The organism is Marinobacter sp. C7 (genome assembly GCF_022343555.1).
Taxonomy (GTDB): domain Bacteria; phylum Pseudomonadota; class Gammaproteobacteria; order Pseudomonadales; family Oleiphilaceae; genus Marinobacter.
This window is the reverse complement of record NZ_JAKQZH010000010.1, coordinates 1-1,366: the sequence shown is the minus strand read 5'-3', so window position 1 is coordinate 1,366 and position 1,366 is coordinate 1. Positions and strand designations below refer to the sequence as shown.

At 55.6% G+C, this 1,366-nt stretch carries 1 protein-coding gene; it reads right to left on the bottom strand.

Features of this window, described 5'->3' with window-relative positions:
- The coding region (gene tuf / locus MD273_RS19225) for an elongation factor Tu (protein ID WP_239039241.1) at window positions 1–1,175 on the bottom strand (1,175 nt) is incomplete at its 3' end.
- Window positions 1,176–1,366 lie beyond the last annotated feature (191 nt).

The following is a 1,366-nucleotide window of genomic DNA, read 5'->3' as shown; positions in this document are numbered from 1 at the left end:
GTGACACGACCAGCGCCAACGGTGCGGGAGCCTTCGCGGATAGCGAAACGCAGGCCCTCGTCCATAGCGACAGGCTGGATCAGGGTGACGGACATGTCGACGTTGTCGCCAGGCATGACCATCTCGGTGCCCTCTGGAAGCTTCACAACACCGGTAACGTCGGTGGTGCGGAAGTAGAACTGAGGACGGTAGTTGTCGAAGAATGGGGTGTGGCGGCCACCTTCATCCTTGGCCAGAACGTAGACAGAGCCCTCGAACTCGGTGTGAGGGGTGTAAGCGCCTGGCTTAACGATAACCTGGCCACGCTCAACATCTTCGCGCTTGATACCACGGAGAAGCAGACCACAGTTGTCGCCAGCCTCAGCGGAGTCAAGAAGCTTACGGAACATCTCGATACCGGTAACGGTGGTGGAGGTGGACTTCTCCTTGATGCCGATGATGTCAACATCATCGTTCACGTTCAGGGTACCGCGCTCAACACGACCGGTAACAACGGTGCCACGACCGGTGATGGTGAAGATGTCCTCGATAGGCATGAGGAATGGCTTGTCGGTCTCACGAACTGGGTCAGGGATGTTGTCATCGCAAGCCTGCATGAGCTCAAGGATCTGCTTGCCCCACTTCTCGTCGCCCTCAAGAGCCTTCAGAGCGGAGATGTGAACAATTGGAGCCTCTTCGTCGTAGTCCTGCTCAGCAAGAAGTTCACGAACTTCCATCTCGACGAGCTCGATGATTTCCTCATCCTCAACCATGTCGCACTTGTTAAGAGCAACGAGGATGTAAGGAACGCCAACCTGGCGAGCAAGAAGAACGTGCTCACGGGTCTGAGGCATTGGGCCGTCGGTAGCAGCAACAACGAGGATTGCGCCGTCCATCTGAGCAGCGCCGGTAATCATGTTCTTGATGTAGTCGGCGTGGCCTGGAGCGTCAACGTGTGCGTAGTGGCGCTTTTCAGTCTGGTACTCAACGTGGGAGATGTTGATCGTGATGCCACGCTCCTTCTCCTCAGGAGCCTTATCGATGGAGTCGAAGGCGAAAGCCTCGTTGAGCTCAGGGTAAGTGTCAGCCAGAACCTTGGTGATAGCCGCGGTGGTGGTGGTCTTACCGTGGTCAACGTGACCGATGGTGCCGATGTTTACGTGGGGCTTGGTACGCTCGAACTTCGCCTTTGCCACTGTATGTCCTCCTGGACTTCGTGGTGGCTACGACTTTCGCAGCCACGAATTGGTTTTGCTTTCACTGTGATAAGCAGCCTGGAAGACTGAGCACACAGATCTAGCGCATTACAAAATGTGCCAGTTACTGAATCCTAAGGGCAACGGCGTTGATTTTCAAACTACCAGCTACCCTGTGGACATTCGCAGGG